The 24,443-nt window shown below is 64.9% G+C and carries 24 protein-coding genes and 1 tRNA gene; 18 read left to right on the top strand and 7 right to left on the bottom strand.

What is annotated here, in order from left to right; all coding sequences use genetic code 11:
• The first annotated feature begins 9 nt into the window (after positions 1–9).
• The 11 genes from KYN89_RS13795 to KYN89_RS13750 all read left to right on the top strand — a co-directional run bounded on the left by KYN89_RS13795 (position 10) and on the right by KYN89_RS13750 (position 10,118).
• Positions 10–1,482 (top strand): M28 family peptidase, encoded by a 1,473-nt coding sequence (locus KYN89_RS13795; RefSeq protein ID WP_222825633.1) that lies wholly within the window; start codon positions 10–12, stop codon positions 1,480–1,482.
• 12 nt (positions 1,483–1,494) lie between these two features.
• Positions 1,495–2,109 carry an SOS response-associated peptidase gene (locus tag KYN89_RS13790; protein ID WP_222825632.1) on the top strand — a complete coding sequence of 205 codons (615 nt, stop codon included), beginning with the start codon at positions 1,495–1,497 and terminating at the stop codon, positions 2,107–2,109.
• 159 nt (positions 2,110–2,268) lie between these two features.
• A complete protein-coding gene (rimP, locus tag KYN89_RS13785) occupies positions 2,269–2,835 on the top strand; it encodes a ribosome maturation protein RimP (RefSeq protein ID WP_222825631.1) in 567 nt (188 codons plus the stop codon).
• On the top strand, positions 2,835–4,505 hold the full coding sequence (gene nusA, locus KYN89_RS13780) for a transcription termination factor NusA (RefSeq protein ID WP_222825630.1): 1,671 nt from the start codon (positions 2,835–2,837) through the stop codon (positions 4,503–4,505). Before rimP ends, nusA begins: the two co-directional genes overlap by 1 nt.
• Positions 4,486–5,193 carry a DUF448 domain-containing protein gene (locus KYN89_RS13775; RefSeq protein WP_222825629.1) on the top strand — a complete coding sequence of 236 codons (708 nt, stop codon included), beginning with the start codon at positions 4,486–4,488 and terminating at the stop codon, positions 5,191–5,193. Before nusA ends, KYN89_RS13775 begins: the two co-directional genes overlap by 20 nt.
• A gap of 51 nt (positions 5,194–5,244) precedes the next feature.
• Positions 5,245–7,818 (top strand): translation initiation factor IF-2, encoded by a 2,574-nt coding sequence (gene infB, locus KYN89_RS13770; RefSeq protein WP_222825628.1) that lies wholly within the window; start codon positions 5,245–5,247, stop codon positions 7,816–7,818.
• Positions 7,818–7,946, top strand: a complete 129-nt coding sequence (locus KYN89_RS15455) for a hypothetical protein (protein ID WP_283248548.1) — start codon at positions 7,818–7,820, stop codon at positions 7,944–7,946. The genes infB and KYN89_RS15455 overlap by 1 nt, the downstream gene beginning before the upstream one ends.
• Positions 7,943–8,359, top strand: a complete 417-nt coding sequence (locus KYN89_RS13765; protein ID WP_222825627.1) for a PaaI family thioesterase — start codon at positions 7,943–7,945, stop codon at positions 8,357–8,359. Before KYN89_RS15455 ends, KYN89_RS13765 begins: the two co-directional genes overlap by 4 nt.
• Positions 8,359–8,760: a 30S ribosome-binding factor RbfA gene (rbfA, locus tag KYN89_RS13760; protein ID WP_222825626.1), complete on the top strand. Its 402-nt coding sequence runs from the start codon at positions 8,359–8,361 to the stop codon at positions 8,758–8,760. The genes KYN89_RS13765 and rbfA overlap by 1 nt, the downstream gene beginning before the upstream one ends.
• A gap of 23 nt (positions 8,761–8,783) precedes the next feature.
• Positions 8,784–9,383 (top strand): thymidine kinase, encoded by a 600-nt coding sequence (locus KYN89_RS13755; RefSeq protein WP_222825625.1) that lies wholly within the window; start codon positions 8,784–8,786, stop codon positions 9,381–9,383.
• A gap of 6 nt (positions 9,384–9,389) precedes the next feature.
• The gene (locus tag KYN89_RS13750) at positions 9,390–10,118 is read left to right on the top strand and encodes a site-2 protease family protein (RefSeq protein ID WP_222825624.1); all 729 of its coding nucleotides are present in this window, start codon (positions 9,390–9,392) and stop codon (positions 10,116–10,118) included.
• Here KYN89_RS13750 and glpD read toward each other — a convergent pair.
• Positions 10,115–11,590: a glycerol-3-phosphate dehydrogenase gene (glpD, locus tag KYN89_RS13745; RefSeq protein WP_222825623.1), complete on the bottom strand. Its 1,476-nt coding sequence runs from the start codon at positions 11,588–11,590 to the stop codon at positions 10,115–10,117. The genes KYN89_RS13750 and glpD overlap by 4 nt on opposite strands.
• Before the next feature lie 70 nt (positions 11,591–11,660).
• Here glpD and truB point away from each other — a divergent pair, with 70 nt between their 5' ends.
• The 4 genes from truB (at position 11,661) to KYN89_RS13725 (ending at position 16,714) form a co-directional block, all read left to right on the top strand.
• Positions 11,661–12,782, top strand: a complete 1,122-nt coding sequence (truB, locus tag KYN89_RS13740; RefSeq protein ID WP_222825773.1) for a tRNA pseudouridine(55) synthase TruB — start codon at positions 11,661–11,663, stop codon at positions 12,780–12,782.
• A gap of 5 nt (positions 12,783–12,787) precedes the next feature.
• Positions 12,788–13,057 (top strand): 30S ribosomal protein S15, encoded by a 270-nt coding sequence (gene rpsO, locus KYN89_RS13735; protein WP_010239920.1) that lies wholly within the window; start codon positions 12,788–12,790, stop codon positions 13,055–13,057.
• Between the two features lie 172 nt (positions 13,058–13,229).
• Positions 13,230–15,539, top strand: coding sequence for a polyribonucleotide nucleotidyltransferase (gene pnp / locus KYN89_RS13730; protein ID WP_010239916.1), 2,310 nt, complete (start codon positions 13,230–13,232; stop codon positions 15,537–15,539).
• A gap of 122 nt (positions 15,540–15,661) precedes the next feature.
• Complete coding sequence (locus tag KYN89_RS13725; protein ID WP_248285299.1) at positions 15,662–16,714, top strand: sensor histidine kinase; 1,053 nt, start codon at positions 15,662–15,664, stop codon at positions 16,712–16,714.
• Between the two features lie 75 nt (positions 16,715–16,789).
• On the opposite strand, the gene KYN89_RS13720 is transcribed toward KYN89_RS13725, so the two are convergent.
• On the bottom strand, positions 16,790–17,893 hold the full coding sequence (locus KYN89_RS13720) for an NAD(P)-dependent alcohol dehydrogenase (protein ID WP_222825621.1): 1,104 nt from the start codon (positions 17,891–17,893) through the stop codon (positions 16,790–16,792).
• A gap of 95 nt (positions 17,894–17,988) precedes the next feature.
• Here KYN89_RS13720 and KYN89_RS13715 point away from each other — a divergent pair, with 95 nt between their 5' ends.
• On the top strand, positions 17,989–18,669 hold the full coding sequence (locus KYN89_RS13715; RefSeq protein WP_222825620.1) for a spermine/spermidine synthase domain-containing protein: 681 nt from the start codon (positions 17,989–17,991) through the stop codon (positions 18,667–18,669).
• A 9-nt stretch (positions 18,670–18,678) separates the two neighbouring features.
• Here the strand turns inward: KYN89_RS13715 and KYN89_RS13710 are convergent, their stop codons facing one another.
• Positions 18,679–19,209 (bottom strand): DUF1993 domain-containing protein, encoded by a 531-nt coding sequence (locus KYN89_RS13710; protein WP_222825619.1) that lies wholly within the window; start codon positions 19,207–19,209, stop codon positions 18,679–18,681.
• A 90-nt stretch (positions 19,210–19,299) separates the two neighbouring features.
• Complete coding sequence (locus KYN89_RS13705; RefSeq protein WP_222825618.1) at positions 19,300–20,022, bottom strand: GcrA family cell cycle regulator; 723 nt, start codon at positions 20,020–20,022, stop codon at positions 19,300–19,302.
• 91 nt (positions 20,023–20,113) lie between these two features.
• On the opposite strand from KYN89_RS13705, the gene KYN89_RS13700 reads away from it, so the two are divergent.
• Entirely contained in the window at positions 20,114–20,995 is an 882-nt protein-coding gene (locus tag KYN89_RS13700) for an ABC transporter permease (RefSeq protein WP_222825617.1), read from the top strand.
• 62 nt (positions 20,996–21,057) lie between these two features.
• On the opposite strand, the gene hspQ is transcribed toward KYN89_RS13700, so the two are convergent.
• Complete coding sequence (hspQ, locus tag KYN89_RS13695) at positions 21,058–21,438, bottom strand: heat shock protein HspQ (RefSeq protein WP_010239899.1); 381 nt, start codon at positions 21,436–21,438, stop codon at positions 21,058–21,060.
• A gap of 181 nt (positions 21,439–21,619) precedes the next feature.
• Here hspQ and KYN89_RS13690 point away from each other — a divergent pair.
• Positions 21,620–21,709 (top strand) — tRNA-Ser (locus tag KYN89_RS13690).
• 94 nt (positions 21,710–21,803) lie between these two features.
• On the opposite strand, the gene KYN89_RS13685 is transcribed toward KYN89_RS13690, so the two are convergent.
• Together KYN89_RS13685 and KYN89_RS13680 are read right to left on the bottom strand one after the other, a co-directional pair.
• The gene (locus tag KYN89_RS13685; protein ID WP_248285298.1) at positions 21,804–23,633 is read right to left on the bottom strand and encodes an ATP-binding protein; all 1,830 of its coding nucleotides are present in this window, start codon (positions 23,631–23,633) and stop codon (positions 21,804–21,806) included.
• A 50-nt stretch (positions 23,634–23,683) separates the two neighbouring features.
• Positions 23,684–24,355, bottom strand: a complete 672-nt coding sequence (locus KYN89_RS13680) for a LuxR C-terminal-related transcriptional regulator (protein WP_222825615.1) — start codon at positions 24,353–24,355, stop codon at positions 23,684–23,686.
• Positions 24,356–24,443: the final 88 nt, after the last annotated feature.

The raw sequence follows: 24,443 nt of genomic DNA, 5'->3' as shown, positions 1-24,443 counted from the left end.
CACGAGATCATGATCGCCCTTTCGCGCACCATTGCCGTGGGTGCGGCGGCGCTTTCGCTCGCCGCCTGCGCAACCGTGCCCGCGCCGCAGACCGGCCCTTCGCTCGACATGGTCGAGGCGCGGCTGGCGGAGGATATCGGCGCGCTGGCAGCCGATGATTTCGGTGGCCGCTATCCCGGCAGCGAGGGGGAGGCGAAGACGCAGCGCTGGCTGATCCAGCGCTATTCCGAAATCGGCTTGCAGCCCGGTGCGGGCGAGGGCGACTGGACGCAGGATTTCACCCTCGTCCGCCGCCAGCCGTCGGAAGAAGCGGGGTCAAGCACGGCTACGGCCACGCGGGGCTCGCGCAGCGTGTCGCTTTCGCAAGGGCTGATCGCGGTCGATCCCGGCAGAGACGATGCCAACCTTGCCGACGTGCCGATCGTGGGCCTCGATCCCGACTTCGAAGAATTGCAGCCGCGCTCGCTGGTCAATCGCGCAGTGCGGGTGCCTGCGGCCGAGCTTCCGCGATTGTTCTCCAAATTCGAGGCTGCAGCGCCCAAGGCGCTTATCGTCACTACGCAGACGGCCGAGGAATATGAGAAGACCGCCGGCCTGATCTCGCGTGGGCGCTGGCGGCTGGGGAGCGATACGTCCGGCCCTGCCGTGCTGCTTCTCTCCCCGCAGGCAAGCGCCGGCCTGAGCGACGCGATCGGCGCGAATGCGAAGCGGCATCCCGATGGCCTTGGCCTGATCGCCTATGACACGATTCTGAAGGCGAGCATCGCGCAGAAGACCGACCGGATCGAGACCGCCAACGTGATCGGCCGCCTGCCGGGCCGGGTTCCGGGCGCGGGCGCGGTGGTGCTGCTGGCGCACTGGGATCATCTGGGCGATGATTGCGGGCCGCCCGACGCGACCGACCGGCTGTGCAATGGCGCGGTCGACAATGCCAGCGGCCTTGCGGTGATGATCGAGGCGGTGCGGATCGCGCTGCAGGGCGGCCCGCTCGATCGCGATGTGATCGTCCTTGCGACCAGTTCTGAAGAGCTGGGCCTGCTCGGCGCAAAGGCTTTCGCAGCCGATCCGCCGGTTCCGCTGCCCACGATCGCGGCGGCGTTCAACCTCGACACGATGGCGATCGCACCGCGCGGGACGCCGGTGGTGGTGCTCGGCGCTGGCAAGACCGCGCTCGATTACGGGATATCGGAGGTCGCGCGGGTGCGGGGGCGCGAGATAGTCCCTTCGGACTTGCAGGATGCCTTCCTGCCCCGGCAGGATGGCTGGGCGCTGCTGGTCGAGGGCGTACCCGCCGTGCTTGTTTCCAGCGCGCTTGCCGACCGGGCGGATTTCGAAAGCTTCATGGGCAGCGATTATCACCGTGCGAGCGATGACCCGGCCAGAGGTGTCGAACTGGGCGGTGCGGCGGAAGATACGCTGCTCCATGCCGGGCTGATCCGCTATTTTGGAAGCCTCCAAACCTATCCGGGTGGCGGCGGCTGACCCGTTCGGGCGATGTGTAACCTTTACAAGATCAAGAGCTCCCACACCGAGGTCGCGGATTTCTTCGACGCGATTACGCAGGATTTCGCTGCCAACACTGCGGAAGAGGTCTATCCGGGGTATCCCGCTCCCGTGGTGGTGGCACCGCGCGAGGTGAGCTCGATGGTGTGGGGATTCCCGCTGCAGCGGACAGGCGCGAAGGGCCAGCCGCTAAAGCCCAAACCGGTCAACAACACACGCACCGACAAGCTCAAGAGCTTTTTCTGGCGCTACTCGTTCGAGGAACGTCGCTGCCTGATCCCCGTCAGCAGCTTCGCCGAGGCGGAAGGCGCGAGGGGCGCGATGACCCGGACCTGGTTTTCGATGTCCGGTGAACCGCTGTTCGCCACCGCCGGGATATGGCGGCAGACGGAGGAGTGGGGCGACGCGTTCAGCATGATCATGACCGAGGCGAATCCGCAGGTTGCGCCGGTTCACAATCGCATGCCGGTGATTCTTCCGCGTGAAAGCTGGGAGCAGTGGCTCACCGGAACGCCGCACGATGCGTTTCGCCTTTGCGTTCCCTTCATCGGAGCGCTTGCGATCGATCGTTCGCCCGAGCCGTGGTTCAAGCCGAAGGGCAAATAGGTACAAAATCGCCCGCACGCGGCAAAGCGCGTTGCAATTTTCGCGATCACGGACTATCTGCCCTTCATCCCGACATTGCTGGCACCATGTTGGGCCGGGCCGAAAGGCACCGGCGCCAAGCCGCATGGCCATGCAGATCGGAAACGAAACGGAGGCCGAATGGCAGATATCGCGCGACTGACACAGATTATCGAACCCGAGGCGAAGGCCCTGGGATTCGAACTCGTGCGCGTGAAGATGATGCCGTCCGAAGCCGGCGATGGCACGCAGGCACTGCAGATCATGGCGGAAGACCCGGCTACGGGTCAGCTGGTGATCGAACAATGCGCCGCGCTGAGCCGCGCCGTTTCTGCCAGGATCGACGCGCTGGAAGAGCAGGGCGATGTGCTGATCGAAGGGGCCTACCACCTCGAAGTCAGCTCCCCCGGGATCGACCGACCGCTGACCCGGACCAAGGACTTTTCCGACTGGGCGGGGCACGAGGCCAAGATCTCGATGGCCAAGGGCTATGACGGCCAGCGCAACTATCGTGGGAGCCTGAAAGGCATAGAGGGTGACATGGTCACCATCACCGACCGCAAGGCGGGCGACGTCGAACTCCCGCGCGATCAGATCCATTCGGCGCAGCTCGTCCTCACCGACGAACTGATCGCCGCGACCAGACCGCTCGACACCACGGGTGCCGAGGAAGTACAAGAAGACCAACAAGAAAAGGCTGACGACTGATGGCCACTGCCATTTCCGCCAACCGCGCGGAGCTCCTCGCGATCGCCAACTCGGTCGCTTCGGAAAAGATGATCGACAAGTCGATCGTCATCGAAGCGATGGAAGAGGCGATCCAGAAATCGGCCCGTAACCGCTATGGTGCGGAAAACGACATTCGCGCCAAGCTCGACCCGCAGACCGGCGACCTGCGCCTGTGGCGCGTCGTGGAAGTGGTCGAAGAGGTCGAAGACTATTTCAAGCAGGTCGACCTGAAGCAGGCGCAGAAGCTGCAGGACGGCGCCGCTGTCGGCGACTTCATCGTCGACCCGCTGCCCCCGGTCGACCTCGGCCGCATCGACGCGCAGAGCGCCAAGCAGGTAATCTTCCAGAAGGTCCGCGATGCCGAGCGTGAGCGTCAGTACGACGAGTTCAAGGATCGTGCGGGCGAAATCATCACCGGCGTGATCAAGTCGGTCGAATTCGGCCACGTGATCGTCAACCTCGGCCGCGCCGAGGGCGTGATCCGCCGCGACCAGCAGATCCCGCGCGAAGCCGCGCGTGTCGGCGAGCGTGTCCGTGCGCTGATCAGCAAGGTGGAGCGCAACAACCGCGGTCCCCAGATCTTCCTCACCCGCGCGCACCCCGACTTCATGAAGAAGCTGTTCGCGCAGGAAGTGCCCGAAATCTACGACGGCATCATCGAGATCAAGGCCGCCGCCCGCGATCCGGGCAGCCGCGCCAAGATCGGCGTGATCAGCCACGATTCGAGCATCGACCCGGTCGGCGCCTGCGTCGGCATGAAGGGTAGCCGCGTTCAGGCCGTCGTGCAGGAACTGCAGGGCGAGAAGATCGACATCATTCCCTGGAGCGAGGATCAGGCGACCTTCATCGTCAACGCGCTCCAGCCCGCCACCGTCAGCCGCGTGGTGCTGGACGAGGACGAGAGCCGCATCGAAGTGGTCGTCCCCGATGACCAGCTGTCGCTCGCGATCGGTCGTCGCGGCCAGAACGTGCGCCTCGCCAGCCAGCTGACCGGCAACCAGATCGACATCATGACCGAGGAAGAAGCCTCGGAAAAGCAGAGCAAGGAATTTGCTGCTCGCTCCAAGATGTTCGAGGAAGAGCTGGACGTCGACGAAACGCTTTCGCAGCTGCTCGTCGCCGAAGGCTTCGCCGAACTCGAAGAAGTCGCTTACGTCCAGCTGGACGAGCTGGCGATGATCGAAGGCTTCGACGAAGAACTGGCCGAGGAACTCCAGAGCCGCGCGACCGAAGCGCTCGAACGGCAGGAAGCCGCGCACCGCGAGGCGCGCCGCGAACTGGGTGTCGAGGATGCGCTGGCCGACCTGCCGCACCTGTCCGAAGCGATGCTCGTCACGCTGGGCAAGGCGGGTCTCAAGACGCTCGACGATGTGGCCGATCTCGCCACCGACGAGCTGATCGCCAAGAAGCGCGAGGCGCCGCGTCGCCGCAACAACAATCCCGATGGCCCGCCGATGCGGCGCGACCGTCCGCAGCGCGAGCAGGACAAGGGCGGCGTGCTGGGCGAATACGGCCTGACCGAAGAGCAGGGCAACGAGATCATCATGGCTGCCCGCGCGCACTGGTTCGAAGATGAAGAACCGGCCAAGCCCGCAACCGCATCCGAGGGTGCAGACCAGGAGGCCGCCGATGCGGACTCCGAACAATGAGTCTCTGACGCCGACAACTGAGCGCACGCGCCCCGGCGGGAAATCGCCGGAGCGCAAGTGCATCCTGACCGGACGCCACGGCGAGCGGGACGAACTGATTCGTCTCGCGATCTCGCCCGATGGTGACGTGCTGCCCGACCCGCGCGCGCGTGCGCCGGGTCGCGGCGCATGGCTGGGCGTTTCGCGCGCCGAGCTTGAAACCGCGATGGAGAAGGGCAAGCTCAAAGGGGCGCTGGCCCGCGCGTTCAAATCCGCGCCCCCGCGCGTGCCCGACGATCTGCCCTCGCAGATCGATGCGGGGTTGCTGCGCACCCTGACCGACCGGCTGGGGCTCGAAATGCGCAGCGGACACCTTATCTTGGGGTCCGAACGCATCGCGGAGCATGCGCGCGGCGGAGTGCTGAGCGCGCTCTATCACGCCAGCGATGCGAGCGATGGCGGTACCGCCAAGCTTGACCAGGCATGGCGCGTAGGAATGGACCGCGAAGGTTCGGGCGAGGGCGGCACGCGCTTGCCACTGGACCGTGCGGCGCTGTCTGTGGCATTGGGCCGCGACAATGTTGTCCATCTGGCGCTCGCCGACGAACAGGCGGCGAAGCGGGTCGATCAGGCCCTGACGCGCCTGCTGCATTATAGGAATGCGTCTGCGGGTGCCCGCGAAGACGTGAGCGAGGACGGGGCCACCTAGACGGCGGCCTCTCTTTTCGCGACGATGTGACCGAAGGAAGAAACGAGTTTTATGAGCGACGACGAAAACAACACCCGGACCCGCAAACCGCTTGGCCTCAAGCGGAGTGTGGAGTCGGGCGAGGTCAAGCAGACCTTCAGCCACGGACGCACCAACAAGGTCGCGGTCGAGGTGAAGCGTCGTCGCAAGATCCTCAAGCCCGGTGAGAGCACTCCGACGCCGGCTCCCGCAGAGGAAGCCAAGGCATCCGAGCCCGCGCCTGCACCCGCGCCCGCTCCGGCTCCTGCACCTGCGCCCAAGCCCGTGGCGAAGAAGCCAGCGCCCAAGAAGGCAGCCCCTGCCGACGAAACGCCGCAGGAACGCGTCGCGCGGCTCCAGCGTGAGGCCGAGGAAGATCGCCTGCGGATGGCCGAAGAGGCGCGCAAGCGTGACGAGCAGAAGGCCCGTCAGGCCGCCGAGGACGAGAAGAAGCGCGCCGAGGAAAACCGCAAGGCGGAGGAAGAAGCTGCCAAGCGTGCCGAGGAAGAGGCCAAGGCTGCTGCCGAAGCTCCCGCAGAGGCCCAGGAGCCTGCTGCCGAGAAGGCCGACGCGAGCGCACAGCCTGCGTCCACCGGCAAGGCGGTGCCCGCTGCACGCAAGTTCACGCCCGTCCAGCGGCCCGAGCCCAAGAAGCCCGAAAAGAAGCCCAAGAAGGAAGATAAGCCTGCCCGCACCGCAGAACGGACCGACAAGCGTCGTTCGGGCAAGCTGTCCGTCACCAAGGCGCTGAACGAGGACGAGGGCCGCCGCGCTCGCAGCCTCGCCGCGCTCAAGCGGGCGCGCGAGAAGGAGCGTCGCCTTCAGGGTGGCGGTTCGTCCAAGCCGCGCGAGAAGCAGGTCCGCGATGTGGTCGTCCCCGAGGCGATCACCGTGCAGGAACTCGCCAACCGCATGGCCGAAAAGGGCGCGGATCTGGTGAAGGAACTGTTCAGTCTGGGTATGGCGGTTACCGTCAACCAGACGATCGACCAGGACACCGCGGAACTGCTGGTCGAGCAGTTCGGCCACAATATCCAGAAGGTCTCCGACGCCGATATCGACATCAAGGCCGAAGAGGATGTCGATCCGGAAGAGACGCTCAAGCCGCGTCCCCCGGTCGTCACCATCATGGGCCATGTCGACCACGGCAAGACCAGCCTGCTCGATGCGCTGCGTGGCACCAATGTGACCCGCGGCGAAGCGGGCGGCATCACCCAGCACATCGGCAGCTATCAGGTGAAGACGAAGAACGGCGACAAGATCACCTTCCTCGACACCCCGGGCCACGCCGCCTTCACGGAGATGCGCGCACGCGGTGCCAACGTCACCGATATCGTCGTTCTGGTGGTTGCAGCCGATGACGGCATCATGCCGCAGACGGTCGAGGCGATCAGCCACGCCAAGGCCGCTGGCACGCCGATCATCGTCGCCATCAACAAGATGGATAAGGAAGACGCCAACCCCCAGAAGGTGCGTGAGCGCCTGCTGGAACAGGAAGTCATCGTCGAGGCGATGTCGGGCGACGTGCAGGACGTGGAGATTTCCGCGCTCAAGGGCACCGGGCTCGACGAGCTGCTCGACAAGATCGCGCTTCAGGCCGAGTTGATGGAACTGAAGGCCAACCCCGATCGCGCGGCGGAAGCCACAGTGATCGAGGCTCAGCTGGACAAGGGCCGTGGCCCGGTTGCCTCGGTGCTGGTCACCCGCGGTACGCTCAAGAAGGGCGATGCGCTGGTTGCCGGTACGATGAGCGGGCGCGTCCGTGCGATCATCGATGACCAGGGCAAGCAGATCAAGGAAGCCGGGCCTTCGATGCCGGTCGAGGTCCTCGGCCTCGGCGGGGTGCCGAATGCGGGCGACCAGCTGACCGTGGTCGAGAACGAGCAGCGCGCACGCGAGGTCGCCGAATATCGTCAGGACAAGGCGAACGAGCAGCGCACCGCGCTCGCTCCGACCAATTTCGACGCGATGTTCGCCGGGCTCGCCAACAAGGCAATCGAGTTCCCGCTGCTGGTCCGTGCGGACGTGCAGGGCTCGGTCGAGGCGATCAAGACCGCGCTCACCAACCTGTCGAACGACGACATCAAGGTGCGCATCCTGCACTCGGGCGTGGGCGCGATTACCGAGAACGACGTAACGCTGGCCGCTGCCGGCAACGCACCGATCATCGGCTTCAACGTGCGCCCCAACGCCAAGGCGCGCCAGCAGATCGAACGCGAAGGCGTGCGGATGATGTATTACGACGTCATCTACCATCTGACCGAAGAGATCGCGAAGGAGATGGCGGGCGAGCTGGGTCCGGAGCGGATCGAGCACGTCGTCGGTCGTGCCGCGGTCAAGGAAGTCTTCAAGTCCGGCAAGAAGGACAAGGCGGCCGGTCTGCTGGTGGAGGAAGGCGCGATCCGCAAGGGTCTCCACGCCCGCCTCACCCGCGACGACGTCATCGTGTCGTCGACCACCATCGCCTCGCTGCGGCGCTTCAAGGACGACGTCGACGAAGTCCGCGCAGGCCTCGAATGCGGCGTGGTGCTGGAAGACACGAACGACATCAAGCCGGGTGACCAGCTCGAAGTCTTCGAAGTCGAGGAGCGTGAACGGACGCTGTGATGGACCTGGTCATCGGTGTCTTCGCTGCCATCATCCTCGCCGGGATCTATTACGAGACCCGGCGAGGCTCCGATGCACTGCACCGGATCGCGAAGGCACTCGAACGGCGAGAAACTAACGAGAAGTGACCGAGCATAGCAAGCACGCCTTCGGCTCACCGCATGCCGATCTGATGGGCACGCAGTTCGACAGTTTCGATAGGGAGCGCGAGGAGATCACCTTGCGCTTCGACGCGCCCGAAAGTTTCGTGACGCAGCGAGGGAGCGTCCAGGGTGGCCTTGTGGCGGGCTTTCTCGACGAGGTGATGGGCTGGGCCCATGTCTGGGCGACCGATCATGTGGAAGCCCCGCTGAGCCTGGAAATCTCAATGAGTTTGCTCAAGCCCGTCCCGGCCGGCCCGCTGGTCGGGAAGGGGCGCGTGGTACGACGGGGGCGCAAGGTCATCTTCCTCGAGGCCGAGTTGTTCGACCTTTCCGGCGCGCTTCTCGCCCGTGCAACCAGCACTGCAATTCCCACCCCGAGACCGACAGGAGATACCTGATGGCCCGCCAGCAATTTTCAGCAGAACAGCAATCGGTCCGCGTCCTCAAGGTGGGCGAGCGGGTGCGGCATATCCTGTCCGAACTGCTCACCCGGGGCGAGGTGCACGACGAGACGCTGAGCGCGCACTCGGTCAGCGTGACCGAAGTGAAGATGACGCCCGATCTCAAGCACGCCAGCGTCTATGTGAAGCCGCTGCTTGGCGAGGACGAGGATGTCGTGGTCAAGGCGCTGCGCACCAATACCGCGTTCTTCCAGCGCGAAGTGGCCAAGCGGCTGGGCCTGAAATTCGCGCCCAAGCTGCAGTTCCGCCCCGACGAGAGTTTCGAGGAGGCCGACCGGATCGAGCGGCTGCTGAACGATCCCAAGGTTGCCCGCGATCTGGATGATGAGGAGGAGTAGGCGGCACCGCTGCGACACCGCCGATGGCCAAGCTCTATTTCTACTACGCCAGCATGAATGCGGGGAAGAGCGCGCTGCTGCTGCAGACCGCGTTCAACTATCGCGAGCGGGGCATGGACGTCTCGCTGTGGACCGCCGCGGTCGATAATCGCCCGGCGTTCGGCGCGATCAACAGCCGGATCGGCCTGACCAGCGATGCGCACCGCTTCACCCCCGAAACCGATGTCGCCGCGCGTTTGCGGGACGAGGCTGCGGGGCGCGGTCCTGCCGATCCCAAGCTCGCCTGCGTGCTGGTGGACGAGGCGCAGTTTCTGACCCGCGATCAGGTGTGGCAGCTCGCCCGCCTGACCGACCGGCACGATATCCCGGTGATCTGCTACGGCTTGCGGACAGATTTCCAGGGGCAGCTATGGTCCGGTTCGGCAGCGCTGCTGGGCATTGCCGACAAGCTCGTCGAGATGAAGGCGGTGTGCCACTGCGGCCGCAAGGCGACCATGAACCAGCGGGTGGATGATGCGGGCGAGCCGGTGACGCACGGCGCGCAGACCGAGATCGGCGGGAACGAGCGCTACGTTGCGGTATGCCGGACGCACTTCGTTTCCGACCCCGCCGACCCCACATAGGCGGGCATGACCGACACCCTCACTTTTGCCGCGCTGCTGATCCCCGCGCTGATCGTCGCGATCGTCTGCCACGAGGTGGCGCATGGCTGGGTTGCGATGCTGCTGGGCGATACCACCGCGTATGATCGCGGGCGGCTGACGCTCAACCCGATCAGGCATGTCGACCCTGTCGGCACGCTGCTGGTGCCGGGCTTCCTCGCGCTGGTCGGCGGGCCGATCTTCGGTTGGGCCAAGCCGGTGCCGGTGGTGCGCGGTCGGCTGAACAATCCACGCTATGGCATGATGCTGGTCGCCGCCGCAGGGCCGCTGACCAACCTGCTGCTCGCGCTGATCGGCGCGGTGCTGTTCGGCCTGACCATGCCCGACGGGGCGATGCTTATGGCGAGCGATACGGGCCTGCCACAGATCTCCACGCAAGACGGGGCAATCGCGCTGATCCCCAGCGCGCTGTTCTTCTTCATCCTGATCAACGTGTTCCTCGCCTTCTTCAACCTGCTGCCGATCCCGCCGTTCGACGGGTCGCACATTGTGGAAGGCCTGCTGCCGCGCAGCTGGGCGGTGTACTGGAACAAGCTGCAGCAGGTCGGGATGATCCTGTTCGTCGTGCTGATCGCGGTGGTCTGGGTGTTTTCCGATACCGGCATCATTTCCAACACCATCGGCCCGCCGGTCGAATGGATGCTGGAGCAATTCATGCGCCTTGCCGATTGGGTTGCGGGGCAGACCCCCGCCTAGGCGTCGAACCAGCGGGCGATGGCATCGCGGCCCGCTTCATCGAGATGCAGGCCCAGCTTGCTCCGCCGCCACAGCACGTCCTCGCCGGTACGGGCGAACTCGACATCACGCAGGTATCGCAACTCTGTCTCGAAGACGCCGGGTGCGATCTGAGGGCCTGTATCGGCTTCGTTTCCAAAGGTTCCGATTATTTGGGTGAGACGCGTTCCGTAAGCGCGGCTAAAGCGGTAGATGGTAGCCATGCCCCAAGTCTCGTAGGCCCATGCGTAATCCGGTGCGAGTTCATCCCCATCATCGATATCGTCGGGAAAGTCGCCGCCCGGCAGGGGGGCGTTGCTCGTCCACGGCTTGCCCCCGACAGCGAGCTTTTCCAGCGCATGCTCGGCGAGCTTGCGGAAGGTGGTGATCTTGCCGCCGAAGACCGAGAGGATCGGCGCGCCGCCTTCGTCATCGACCTCGAACACGTAGTCGCGGGTGACTTCGGAGGCGCTGGCCGCTGCATCCTCGTACAGCGGGCGCACGCCCGAATAGCTCGACACCGCGTCCTCCGGGTGCACCTGCGTGGCGAGATACTCGTTCACCGACGCGCAGATATAGGCGGCCTCGTCCTCGCTGATCGTGACCTCGTTGGGGTCGCCTTGGAACGCTTCGTCGGTGGTGCCCAGCAGGGTGAAGTCCCGCTCGTAGGGGATCGCAAAGCAGATCCGCCCGTCGCCGTTCTGGAAGATGTAGCAATGCGCGCCGTCCCACAGCTTGGGCACGATCAGGTGGCTGCCCTTGACCAGTCGCAGGTGGGCAGGGGTGTTGCGGTGGAGCGCGCGCTGCAGCAGCTGATCGACCCACGGCCCGGCGGCATTGGCGACCATCCGCGCGCTGACCTGAGTCTCGCCAGCGCCGTCGTTCAGGGTTGCGCGCCACAGGTCGCCCTCGCGCGCCAGCCCGGTACATTCGGTGCGCGTGCGGATATCCGCGCCGCGCTCCTTCGCATCGAGCGCGTTGAGCACGACCAGCCGCGCATCCTCGACCCAGCAGTCCGAATATTCGAACCCGCGCTGGAGGAAGGGCTTGAGGATCGAGGCGTGCGGCGGCTCTCGCAGGTTAACGCTCTTCGTCGGCGGCAGCAGCTTTCGCCCGCCGATATGGTCGTAGAGGAACAGGCCCAACCGCAGCAGCCAGGCGGGGCGCAGGCCGGAATGGTGTGGCAGCACGAAGCGCATCGGCCAGATGATATGCGGCGCGTTGCGCAGCAGCACCTCGCGTTCCTGCAGGCTCTCGCGCACCAGCCGGAATTCGTAATATTCGAGATAGCGCAGGCCGCCGTGGACCAGCTTGGTGCTGGCGCTGGAGGTGTGCGCGGCAAGATCGTCTTTCTCCACCAGCAGCACCGAGAGGCCGCGGCCCGCAGCATCGCGGGCGATGCCGGCGCCGTTGATGCCGCCACCGATCACGAGAAGGTCGAAAGGCTCACTCATACACCTAAGCAATTGGCCTATCCGGCGCGGTTTGGCTAGGCGGGGTTTCGTGAACGACAAAGACAAGAAGATGCCGCCCTCGGGCTGGATCGTGCTCGACAAGCCGCGCGGAATGGGTTCGACCCAGGGCGTCAGCGCGGTGAAGCGAACCTTGCGCGAAGGTGGCTATGCCAAGACCAAGATCGGCCATGGCGGCACGCTCGACCCGCTGGCCGAAGGCGTGCTGCCGATCGCGCTGGGCGAGGCGACCAAGCTGGCGGGCCGGATGCTCGATGCGACCAAGACTTATATCTTCACGATCCAGTTCGGGGAGGAGACCGACACGCTCGATACGGAGGGCGAGGTTGTGGCGCGCTCGAACCGCTTCCCGCCGCTGGCTGCGGTTGCGGGAGTGCTCGACCGCTTCACCGGCCCGATCGAGCAGGTGCCGCCTGCTTTTTCGGCGCTGAAGGTCGACGGCAAGCGGGCCTACGACCTGGCGAGGGCAGGGGAAGACGTCGAGCTGAAGGCGCGCAAGGTGACGATTCACGCGCTACGCCTTTCCTCTCCCCTGACGGGAGAGGACGGCGAAGCTTGGTCGCAAAACGACCTAGCGCAGCCAGGTGAGGGTGATAGCGCGACGTCCCCCTCACTAACTCCGGCTAGCGAGCAAGCTCACGAGCCTTGGTATCCTCTCCCGCAAGGGGAGAGGAGTGATGGCGCGCTGGAATCCACCTTCCAGACCACCACCGGCCGCCCGGACCCGTTCGATCCGTCCGCCCCGCTCGAAGTTGCCGAGAGCGTGACGCTGGAGGCGACGGTCAGCAAGGGTACCTATATCCGGTCCCTTGCACGGGATATCGCGCTGGCCCTTGGCACGCGGGGGCACGTTACCTACCTGAGAAGAACGCGCGCAGGCCCGTTCGCCGAGGAGCAGGCGATTTCGCTGGACAAACTCAATGAAATCGGTAACGGCGCGCAGCTTCAAGACCTACTCCTGCCGATAGAGGCGGGGCTGGACGACATCCCGGCCCTTTCCCTCGATCCGGAGCAAGCGCAGGCGGCCCGCCAGGGCCGGGTCCTTTCCGGATTGCCCCACGCCGACGGGCTCTATTTCGCGAAATCGGGCAGCGTCCCGGTGGCGCTGGTGGAGATCGAAGGCGGCACGATGAAAATCGTGCGGGGTTTCAATTTTCCAGATGTCGCGGAGTAAAATGAATGTCGGTTACCGCCGAGCGCAAGCAGGAAATCATCAAGGACAACGCCCAGGGCAACAACGACACGGGCAGTCCCGAAGTGCAGGTCGCGATCCTGACCGAACGGATCCGCAACCTGACCGAGCACTTCAAGGACAACCACAAAGACAACCACTCGCGTCGTGGTCTCCTGATGATGGTCAACAAGCGCCGCAACCTGCTCGCATACCTCAAGAAGAAGGATGTCGAGCGGTACAACGCGCTGATCCAGAAGCTGGGTCTTCGCAAATAAGAGTTTTCCGGAGGGGCGGCTCGGTAAGGGCCGCCCCTTCGTCTATCCGCGCACGTGCAATCCGGCACGACGCGGGAAATGGGGCGTAGAATAGCCCCGCACCGGACCGGGACGGTATCCCCGGCAGTAGGCCCCGCCGTGCAATAAGGCTGGCGGGTCAGAAGGATAATCAATGTTCGATACGAAAACAGTCAGTCTGGAGTGGGGCGGAAAGACCCTCACTCTGGAAACCGGTCGCATTGCCCGTCAGGCCGACGGCGCCGTGCTGGCCACCTATGGCGAAACCGTGGTGCTGTGCGCCGTGACCGCCGCCAAGAAGGTGAAGGAAGGGCAGGATTTCTTCCCCCTTACCGTCAACTATCAGGAAAAGTTCTCGGCCGCCGGGCGCATCCCGGGTGGCTTCTTCAAGCGTGAAGCGCGTCCGACCGAAAAGGAAACGCTGGTTTCGCGCCTGATCGACCGCCCCGTGCGGCCGCTGTTCCCCGAAGGTTTCTATAACGAAATCAACGTGATCGCGCAGGTTCTCAGCTTCGATGGCGAGACCGAGCCGGATATCGTTGCGATGATCGCGGCCTCGGCTGCGCTGACCATCAGCGGCGTGCCCTTCATGGGCCCGATCGCCTCGGCACGCGTCGGCTTCCGCAATGGCGAATACGAACTGAACCCGACCCAGAGCGCCGCTCTGGACGACGAAGGTCGCCTCGACCTGGTCGTCGCCGCGACCAACGACGCGGTGATGATGGTCGAATCCGAAGCCAAGGAACTGACCGAGGAAGAAATGCTCGGCGCGGTCATGTTTGCGCATGACGAATGCCGCAAGGTCATCGGTGCGATCATCGAGCTGGCCGAGCAAGCCGCCAAGGATCCGTGGGAACTCGCCTCGGGCGACGACCACGCCGACATGAAGTCCGCGATCAAGCAGATGATCGGCGACGACATCGCCAAGGCTTACAAGCTGACCGACAAGTCCGCCCGTTCGGACGCGCTCAACGAAGCGCGCGAGAAGGTGAAGGCGCACTATTCGAGCGAAGAGTTCGACGGCCAGCAGAAGATGACCGCGATCAAGCTGGTCAAGAAGCTGGAAAGCGAGATCGTTCGCGGCGCCATCCTCAAGGACGGCCAGCGGATCGACGGGCGCAAGCTCGACGAGGTTCGCCCGATCGAAGCGATCGTGGGCCTGCTGCCCCGCACGCACGGTTCCTCGCTGTTCACGCGCGGTGAGACGCAGGCGATCTGCACCACCACGCTGGGCACCAAGGATGCCGAGCAGATGATCGACGGGCTGGAAGGCCTTTCGTACAATCACTTCATGCTGCACTACAACTTCCCGCCCTATTCGGTCGGCGAAGTGGGTCGCTTCGGCTTCACCGGCCGTCGCGAGATCGGCCACGGCAAGCTCGCATGGCGGGCGCTGCACCCCGTGCTGCCGAGCCATGAAGACTTCCCGTACACGATCCGCGTCCTGTCCGACATCACCGAGTCCAACGGTTCGTCCTCGATGGCGACGGTGTGCGGTGGCTGTCTTTCGATGATGGATGCGGGCGTTCCGATCGAGCGTCCGGTCTCGGGCATCGCGATGGGCCTGATCCTCGAAGGCGACGACTTCGCCGTCCTGTCGGACATCCTGGGTGACGAAGATCACCTGGGCGACATGGACTTCAAGGTCGCGGGTTCGGAAAGCGGCATCACCTCGCTGCAGATGGACATCAAGGTTGCCGGCATCACGCAGGAAATCATGGCCAAGGCGCTCGAGCAGGCGAAGGCCGGTCGTGCGCACATCCTTGGTGAGATGACCAAGGCGCTGGGCTCGGCGCGTACGGGCGTGTCCAAGCACGCTCCGCGCATCGAGACGATGCAGATCGACAAGTCGAAGATCCGCGACGTGATCGGCACGGGCGGCAAGGTGATCCGCGAGATCGTCGCCGAAACCGGTGCCAAGGTCGACATCGACGACGAAGGCGTGATCAAGATCTCGTCGAGCAATGCCGACGAAATCGAAGCCGCGCGCAAGTGGATCGAAGGCATCGTCGAGGAAGCCGAAGTCGGCAAGATCTACACCGGCAAGGTCGTCAACATCGTCGACTTCGGTGCGTTCGTGAACTTCATGGGTGGCAAGGACGGCCTCGTCCACGTCTCCGAAATGAAGAACGAGCGGGTCGAGAAGCCGACCGACGTCGTCTCCGAAGGCCAGGAAGTTAAGGTCAAGGTCCTCGAGATCGACAACCGCGGCAAGGTCCGTCTGTCGATGCGCGTCGTCGACCAGGAAACCGGCGAAGAGCTGGAAGACACCCGTCCGCCGCGCGAAAAGCGCGAAGGCGGCGGTGATCGTGGCCCTCGTGGTGACCGTGGCGGTGATCGTCGCGGTGGCCGTGGCGGCCGTGGCGGCGGCGGTGGTCGCGGTCGTGGCGGCGACAAGGGCGGCGATAACGGCGGTGGCGACGGCCCCGCGCACATGCCTGCCTTCCTGCGCGACGACGACTAAGTCTCTCGCCAGAGAATATAGAAAAGGCTGCGGGAGCATTGCTTCCGCAGCCTTTTTTCTTTGCGCCCGACTTGAAGCGCTGGCATTTGCCGGAGGTGTCGCACGTCATCCCAGAAGAACCGATGAACCCGAAATCACCCGGCGCGGCGCGTCGTTTCGTCTCTCGCCTTCCGCTCGCGCGCAATCGCCCGTGGATCGGCTACAGTGTCGCCTTGCTGCTGACCTTCGTCGCGTGGGCGATCCGGTACACGATCGGCGACGGGCTGCCGCCCGGCTTCCCCTATCTTACATTTTTCCCTGCCGTCATCGTCACCGCCTTCTTCTTCGGCGTAGGGCCGGGGACGGTGTGCGCCGTGCTGTGCGGGATGCTGTCGTGGTTCTTCTTCATCGCGCCTTTCGGCAGTTTCGAACTGCATTTCAGTTCGGCGCTGGCGCTGGGCTTCTATGCTTTTATCGTCTCGGTCGACATCACGCTGATCCACTGGATGCAGGTCGCCAATCGCGATCTCGATGCGGAGCGCCGTCGCAGCATCGCGCTGAAGGACAATACCGAGGTGCTGTTCAAGGAGCTGCAGCACCGCGTCGGCAACAACCTGCAGATGGTCGGTTCGCTGATCTCGCTGCAGAAGAACCGCATGACCGACGAGGGCGCGCGCGCCGCGCTGGACGAGGCATCGCGGCGGCTGGGCCTCGTCGGGCGCATCCAGCGCCAGCTTTACGATCCTGCGGGCGCACAGGTGAGCCTCGCGGCCTATATCGACCAGATCTGCCGCGATGTGATCGCGGCGTCCGGCCGCACCGGGCTGGGATATGAATTCATCGCCAACGCGGACACGGTGTTGCCGCCCGACAAGGCGATCCCCACCGCGCTGGTCGTGGCCGAAGCGCTCAACAATGCGATCGAGCACGGTTTCGGCTCGCGCGAGGGCGGGCTGATCGTCGTGACGGTCGCGCCCTTCGAAGGCGGCACCGAGGTGATCGTCGCGGATGACGGGGTGGGGCTGCCCGAAGGCTTCGATCTGGCGCGTGCCGAAAGTCTGGGACTGAAGATCGCCCGCACGCTGGCGCAGTCGCTTGGCGGGCGTTTTACGATGGCCGCGGCGCCTGTGGGCCCCGGCACGGTCGCGCGGCTGGAGATCGACGCGCCGCTCGTGGGTCCCGCCGCGATCGACTGACGCAGATATGCGCAGGGCCGCGAAGGCTTTGCCCTCGCGGCCCCTGACAATTGCCAATGCGTGTCCGTCGCCGGATCAGCCCATTTCGAGGATCGGCTTGAACACCTTGCCGTCATGCAGGTCGGCGACCGCTTCGTTGATTTTGTCGAAGGGGTAGCGCTTCACGAGCTTGTCGAACGGGAATTGCCCCTTCTGGTAGAGATCGACCAGCGTTGGAATGAACTGCTTCACCTTGGAATCGCCCTCCACGCAGCCCACGATCTTGCGGCCCGAGAGGATCTGTTCGTTGGCGTCGAAGGAATATTCGGTTCCGGCAGGCGGCGCACCGACGACCACCATCGTGCCGCGCTGCGCCAGCGATTCCCACGCGCCGCGTGCTGCCGTGGCGTTGCCGCTGCACTCGATCGCGTAGTCGGCACCTTCGCCGCTGATCTTGCGTACCTCTTCGGCCACGTCGGTGTCCTTGGTGACGTGCACGGTATCGGTCGCGCCCAGTTCCTTCGCCAGCGTCAGGCGGTCCTCGTTGGTGTCGACCGCGATGATCGGCGAGCACCCGGCCACCTTCGCGCCCATGATCGCGGCCATGCCGACGCTGCCGACGCCCGATACCAGCAGGCTCGATCCCGCCGGTGGCTGCGCGGTGCGCATCACCGCGCCCGCACCGGTCTGGATGCCGCAACCCAGCGGACCGAGCAGCGAGATGTCCACGTCAGCGTCGATCTTCACCACGTTACGCTCGTGCGCGATCGAGTAAGTCGCGAAGCTCGATTGCTGGAAGAAGGCGGCGTTGGGGCCGTCGTCGAACACCGGCGCATCGTCGCCCTGGCGCTTGTTCATGAAGTTGAGCGGGTTGAAGTCGGCGCAATAGGCGGGATCGCCTTCCTGGCAGGGGCGGCAATGCCCGCACGATCCGTAGGAGAGGACGACATGGTCGCCCTTCGCGATGTCGGTCACGTGCGATCCTGTCGCGACGACCTTGCCCGCGCCTTCATGACCGAGCACGACGGGGAAGTTGGTCGGCAGGTCGCCCGCCTGCACCGCGAGATCGGTATGGCACACGCCGGTCGCGACCAGCTCGATCAGCACCTCGTGCGGGCCGGGATCGGCGATCTCGCGCTCCTCGATGGCGAAATCGGCTCCGGCTTCGGAGACGACGGCGATGCGGGCGGTGGTTGTCATGGGGATTCTCCTTCGGGGGTTGTCTCGATAACTTTTCCCGACGGGTCCGTGTTCCGGCCTATCGCCCGCGCGCGGTAGCGTTTATCGCAACGTCCATGCTGCCACGTGAAACAATAGCCACCGCCCAGATCCCCGACGGGAAGGAGCTGACCCTCGTCAGCCACGGGCGCGACTTCATCATCATGCTCGGCCGGGACGAGCTGATGGGCACCCGGATGCAGTTTTCCGAAGAACAGCTCGCGGTGCTTACCCTGGCCGAGCTGGAGGCAAGCAAACCGCGCATCCTGATCGGCGGCTTTGGGATGGGCTTCACCTATCGCGCTGCGCTCTCGCATCTGCCCTCCGGCGGCAGCGTGACCGTGGCCGAACTGGTGCCCGAAATTCTCAAATGGGCGCGCGGGCCGCTCGCGCACCTGAGTGCAGAGAGCCTCGACGATCCGCGCGGGGAGGTGATCCTGTGCAATGTCGAGGCGCTGATCGACGATGCCAATGACGGCACTTCGCCCAAGTACGACGCGATCTTGCTCGACGTCGACAATGGTCCGGACGGGATCGTGGTCGACAGCAATTTCCGTCTCTACACCCGCACCGGCATCGCCAAGGCGAAGGACGCGCTCAATCCCGGCGGGATCATGGCGGTGTGGTCCGCCGCGCCCGACCACAAGTTCACCACGCGGCTGAAGGATGGCGGGTTCGAGGTCGAGGTGCGCGAAGTGCGCGCGCGGCCCAACAACAAGGGGCCGCGCCACACGATCTGGTTTGCGCGCAAGCGCTGAGGCGAAGCGTCAGCCCGCCGGTTTCAGGCGCAGCGCGCCGAGATAGTCGCGCTTGCCGATCTCCACGCCCGCCATCCGCAGGATGTCGTAGGCGGTCGCCGAATGGAAATAGACGTTCGGGTTGGAGAAGCTGAGCAGGAAGTCCTGCACAGTGAAGTCCAGCCGGAACTTGTCGCCGATGGTGAACACCATGTCGTTCCCGGCGATCTGCTCAAGCGCATCCTCGCTTGCCTGCTCGCAGGTTTTGCGCGCCGTCGCGATCATCTCGCGCAGGGACGCGAAATCCTCCGGGTAGGGGTTCATGTCGGGCGAGAAGTGCCCTTCGTGCACCGCCGTGAGCGCGAGGTGCGTATGCGTCCAGCAGCTTTTGAACTGGTAGGCCAGCGGCAGCATGTCGTCGATCAGGCGCGTCTCCAGCAGATCTTTCTCGCCTGCCTTGCCGTCCGCGACGTAGCCCTCGGCCTTGTCGAGCAGGCCGTCGACCGCGCCGAGCACCTGCAGCCAGTTGGGAATGATCGCCTGATGAAGCGATAGGGCCATGTGTGTTTCCTCCTGTTCAACGCGAAACAGCCCGGCTTTCGCTGGTGGAGAGCCGGGCTGTCGAAATCTGATACTAGTGCGCGGCCCTCATTAGCGAACCCGCGGGCCGCCATAGGGCAGCGGCGGCGGGGGGCGGCGGCTGCCGCGCGGCAGCTGCGCCTGATAGGCCCGACCGCAATGCTCGACGCAATAGGGGAAGCCGGGGTTCACCGCTTCGCCGCAGAAGTGGAAATCGGGTTCGCCCGGGTGGCCCATCGGCCAGCGGCACACCTTGTCGCTCAGATCGAGCAGGCTGGTCTTGTCCGCGATCGAGGGATCGGGCTTGGCCGGAACCAGCCGACGCGGCGGTGCCGGCGGGATCGGCGGCTGCTGGTCGCCGGGGCCCTGACGCAGGAAACCGCCGGGGCCGACCGAAACGACTCGCGGCATGTTGGAGCGCGGCGCGGCCTGCTCTGCCGAAGCGGCGGGTGCCGCGGGGCCTTGCGCCGGTGCGGGGGCAGGGGCCGGTGCTGGCGAGGGCGCGGGGGCCTTCGCCACCGCGGGGGCGGGCTTGGGCGCGGCAGGCTTGGGCGCAGCAGCAGGTGCGGGCGCGGGAGCAGCTTTTTTCTTGGGCGCAGGCTTGGTCTTGCTGGCAGGGGCCTTTTTTTCCGCGGATTTGACCGGGGACGGGCGCGATTTCAGCCCCAGGCGGTGCGCCTTGCCGATCACCGCATTGCGCGACACCTCGCCCAGTTCCTTGGCGATCTCGGTCGCGGTAGAGCCGCCTTCCCACATGCGCTTGAGGGTCGCGGTGCGCTCTTCAGTCCAACTCATCGAAAATCCATCTGCTTTGTGCCCAGACAGGCAACTTAGGTATCCGGGCCGTGGGTTGCCACCCGTTTCGCCAGCGCTTAGGCCGCGCAGCATGAGCGATCAAGCACCGCCCGCACAACAGAGCCTCGCCGCAGCCCGCGCGGCGCCCGACAATTTGCCCGGATGGGGCGAGCCGAAGATCCACGGGATCAACACCATCGGCCTGTGGAGCCTGTATCTCAAGGAGGTGCGGCGCTTCTTCAAGGTGCAGACGCAGACGGTGTGGGCACCGGCCTTCACCACGCTGCTGTTCCTGGTGATCTTCTCGGTCGCGCTGGGGCGGGGCGGTCGCGAGATCCTCGGCGTGCCGTTCGAAAGCTTTCTTGCGCCGGGTCTGATCGTGATGGCGATGATGCAGAACAGCTTCGCCAATTCCAGCTTCAGCTTCCTGTCGGGCAAGATCCAGGGGACCATCATCGACCTGCTGATGCCGCCGCTTTCGCATGGCGAGCTGCTGGCAGGCATCGTCGGTGCGGCGGTGACCCGCGCAGTGCTGGTCGGCTGCGCGGTGGCGCTGGCGGTGTTCATCTATCCCGGTGCGAAGCTGATACTGTCGCACGCCTGGGCGATCGTCTGGTTCGGGCTGATGGGAGCACTCATGCTCGGGTTCTTCGGCCTGATGGCGTCGATCTGGGCGGAGAAGTTCGATCACAATGCGGCGGTGACCAATTTCGTGGTCGCCCCGCTCAGCCTTCTGTCGGGTACGTTCTACACGCTCGATCGGCTGCGTGAGCCGTTCTACACGATCAGCCACTTCAACCCGTTCTTCTACGTGATCTCGGGCTTCCGCTATGGCTTTATCGGGCAGACCGACATTGGCGGCGGTACGGCTGGCGATGTGTGGATGGCGGCGGGCGGTCTGCTCGCGCTCAACGCGGTGCTCGCGCTGGCGACCTTCGCGCTGCTCAAGTCCGGGTGGAAGATTCGGCAGTAGCCGGTCGCGCGATCCCGCTGAACGAAGTCGGGCCGGAGGGCTGACCCTCCGGCGCTCCAGCCTCAGTGGGTCATGCCCCGGCGCATCTGGTAGCGGCCATCGGCGAATTCATCGAACATTTCGTCGATATTGGGATGGTCGACCGGGCCGCCCGTTCCATCGCCGACAAGGTTCTGCTGGCTGACATAGGCCACGTAATACGCATCGTCGCTTTCGGCGAAGAGGTGGTAGTACGGCTGATCGCGTTCGGGGCGAATCTGTTCGGGAATCGCCTCGTACCATTCCTCGCTGTTGGCGAAGGTGGGGTCGATGTCGAACACCACGCCCCGGAAATCGAACATTTTGTGGCGCACCACGTCGCCGACGCCAAAGCGCGCCTGGCGTTTGAACGGCACTTCGATCTGGCGACCGGCCTGGTGGGAAAAGAACTGCGAAAGTGGCATTCGTGACAAGATAGATGCCCGGGGGGCGCGGCACAATGGGCAGCGGTGCGCCGGGCGAGAATCGGCCTTCATACGGGTGCGCAGCAAGAGGGGCTTGGCAGCGCCCGCGCATTAGGCTAGCTGCGCCCTCCCGGCCCTCCGGCACGCGCATTGCCTGCGCTGCCGTGCACCCCTTTTTTGCGGAGAGGTGGCAGAGAGGTCGAATGCGCCGCACTCGAAATGCGGTGTACGGGCAACCGTACCGTGGGTTCGAATCCCACCCTCTCCGCCACTCAGCCTCGCAACAGTCCTGTTTGCTGACTGCACTCCGCCGATGGGTATCGCGCCGATGCGCGGTGTCGCCGGGGGTCGTAGATAACCGGCGATCACCAGAACAGGTGGACCGATGTGCCCTTGTCCGAGGTGTCGATTTCCAGCGAAATACCGATGTCTGAGGACCGCTGCCGCATGCCTTTCAGACCCAGCCCGCTTTCGGAGGGGTGGCGATCGGCCTCGACATCCTGATCGAAGCCCTGGCCATTGTCCGTGATCCAGATATCCCGCTCGCCGGTCTGCACCGTGATGACGTCGGCCCCCGAGTGCTTGACCGCATTGGTGATCGCTTCCTGCACGATACGCATCATCCCGAGGACGTTGGAGCGGGTCGGAACGTCGAACCGGGGATCGCCTTCGACCTTCCATTCGAAGCGGGCATGGTGCCGATCGAGCAGCGGTTCCAGCCGGTTGCGGATCATCCCCAGCGCGGCGGATATCTCCAAGTCTGAGTGGAGGCTGTCGATCATCAGCGCCATGTCGCCCAGCGCATCCTCCAGCGCGTTGCGCAGCACGGGATCGTCCCTTCCGGAATTCTCGAGATAGGCGAGCGTGTTGACCAGTTGCCCGCCGATCCCGTCATGCAGATCGAGCATGATCCGCTGGCGTTCCTGGGCAACGACCTGCTTTTCCTTCTGCCGGCCAAGCGCACGATACATCTCGTCCAGCTCGGCCGACTTGGCGCGCACCTGATCCCTCAGCGACTCGCTGAGCCGGTCGCGCTGGCGTTTGATCTCGACCAGCCATTGCACCAGCGTCCAGCTGATCCCGGCGAACAGGAGCGTCACTGCGACCTGACCCAGCGGCAGCCGGACGACCTGACGGACCAGGAAGGAGTCGAGCCAGGCGGTCACCGCGCAACTTGCCGAGAGGCCGAACAGCAGGACCAGCGCGATCCGGTCTGCGCGCGCGATGAGCGGCGTCGTTATCAGGATCCAGAGAATGCAGATTATCGCGATCGCGACGCCGATGAAACTCGCGCCGGTGGCGCTGATCCCGGCAACCGGCTGCCCTGCAAGCAGGATCGCCAGACCGACGGCCATGGTCGCGTGAACCGCTATGAACGCCAGCCTCGAGCGTTCCTGAAAGAAGTCGCGCAGGAACATGTAGAGGCAATAGGCGGTCCCGTGCATCGACAGGATCGAGGCAAATCTCCACCAGGACCCGGGCGGGGTCATGTTGGGGTAGGCCAGCTGCCAGCCGAAGATCGTCGCGCCCGCCATTGCCAGGGGGAGCCAGCCCAGCCCCTGTCCCCGGCGGTTCATTCGCCAGAGTGCGAAGAACGCGCCCCCGAGAATGGCGGCCAGACCGATGTTCATCCGGACCATGCCGGTCCGGAAGGCGAAGCGGCTCAGCCAGGTCAGCCGGATCGCGTCCGCTTCCCCGACATAGACGGGGTAGAGCGCCAGTCGGCCGATATCCGATTGCGTCAGGGTAATGTCGATCCGGTTGCCCCCCGGGCGCAGCACCGGCTCTGGCAGGGCACCGTAAATCGGCCTGTTCCAGTCGTGCCACAGCGGGCCATCCGGCTCGGAGTTGGGCGACATCCTGATTCCGTTGACTTCGATCCGCGCATGATCGGTCACCCGCGGGGCGACGAAGGCCTGCAGGTCGTCGCTGGCAGGCCTGTCGAAGGTGAGCCGATAGTGGGCACCCACCACCGTCGTATCGCGCTCCAGCGTGGTGACATGGGGGAGCGTGACGGGCGTGAAATCCTGACAGTCGGGCTCCTGCGCGTCCGCGTGCTGAAGGCACATTTCGGCGCTGTCGAGGCGCTCGCCCCGCGTCATTTCGGGATAGGGATTGATCGCCAGCAGCTGGATCAGCGTGGTCAGCGCGCCGATGAAAAGCGGGATCGCGAGGAGGAGGGCGAACGTGTGCAACGCCCCGCGTGGCGCAGTTTCGACCTCGCCCCTTTCGCTCAGCAGCTCTTTCAAAACAGGCCGAGGCGGTTTGCGGTGGCCACGGCCTGAGTGTTCGAGCCGACTTCAAGCTTGCGGTAGACGTTGTTGATGTGGGTGCCGACGGTGCCGACCGTGATGTTGAGCTTGTCGGCGACTTCCTGCCGTTTGAAGCCATGGGCGATCAGCCGGAGAATATCCTTCTCGCGCGCGGTCAGCCTGATTTCCAGCCCATCGTCCTTCGGCTCCTCCGGCTGCGGGACGAGATTGAGCAGATAGCGCGCGATCTGGGGGCTGATCGGGCTGCCGCCTTCCAGAACGGTCAGCAGATTGCGCCCGACCTCCTCGGGCCGGTCGTTCTTGAGGATATAGCCGGTCGCGCCCGCCGCAATCGCTTCGATCACGCGATCCTCATCGGCGAATACGGTTACGACCAGACTGTCGCACGGCCAGTCGGCTGCCTGAGCGGCGCGGATGATCTCCACGCCGGAGCCGTCCGGCAGGCCGAGATCGACGAGAATTGCACGCGGTTTTATCTGGGAGAGTTCGAACAGCCCTTCGCGCACCGATCGCGCGATCGAACACGTCCGCACCTGAGCAAGCTGCAACACTGCCCGCGCCAAGCGGTCGGCGGTTTCCCGTCGATCCTCGACGATAACGACGTCGACCGGCGCCGACACGATCTCGACCGGCCTATCCGTCACGCAGCCTCTGCCGACATTGGAGGATTCGATTGCTGCTTCACCGTCTGGTTTCCTTATCCCCGATCGGCCGCGCGGTCGCTTGGGACGG

This window comes from Alteriqipengyuania abyssalis, assembly GCF_019857185.1.
Classification (GTDB): domain Bacteria; phylum Pseudomonadota; class Alphaproteobacteria; order Sphingomonadales; family Sphingomonadaceae; genus Alteriqipengyuania; species Alteriqipengyuania abyssalis.
The sequence above is the reverse complement of the archived record's forward strand: the minus strand, read 5'-3'. Positions and strand labels throughout refer to the sequence as shown.